1 protein-coding gene is annotated in these 583 nt (G+C 73.6%); it reads left to right on the top strand.

Features of this window, described 5'->3' with window-relative positions; genetic code table 11:
- Positions 1–583 (top strand): NAD(P)-dependent oxidoreductase (locus tag ACOADB_RS15415; RefSeq protein WP_378600282.1); only part of this gene is annotated, 583 nt, incomplete at both ends.

The raw sequence follows: 583 nt of genomic DNA, 5'->3' as shown, positions 1-583 counted from the left end.
GCCGACGTACCCCTCGACACGGTGCTGGTCGTCCACTCGACGGTGGCACCCGGGACGCCGGCCGAGCTCGCGGCCGCCGGGCACCGGGTCCTCGACGCTCCCGTGTCCGGAGGCGCGATGGGTGCCGCCGACGGCACGCTGGCCGTCATGGTCGGCGGAACCGACGAGGCGTTCGCCGCGGCCGAGCCCGTGCTGAACGCGCTGGGGAGCCTGGTCGTGCACGCGGGACCGATCGGCGCCGGCACGAAGTTCAAGCTCGCCCGCAACATGCTCCACTTCATCGCGTTCACGGCGACCACGGAGGCGGCACGGCTGGCCGAGGCCGCCGGACTGGACCTGAAGGCGCTCGGCCAGGTGGTGCGCCACACGGACGCGATCACCGGGGGACCGGGCGCGATCATGCACCGCGAGACCGCTGCGCCGCTCGACCCCGACGACTTCTGGCACGGCGTCTTCGCGAACGTCACCTCGCTCGGCGTCAAGGACCTCGGCTTCGCCATCGACCTCGCCCACGAGCTCGGCGTCGACGTACCCCTGGCCGAGCTGGCCATCGACCGTCTCGGCCCCGGCCTGGGCCTGCCGT

The organism is Nocardioides sp. CPCC 206348, from assembly GCF_048654705.1.
Lineage (GTDB): Bacteria > Actinomycetota > Actinomycetes > Propionibacteriales > Nocardioidaceae > Nocardioides.
This window is presented reverse-complemented; position numbering and strand designations above follow the sequence as displayed.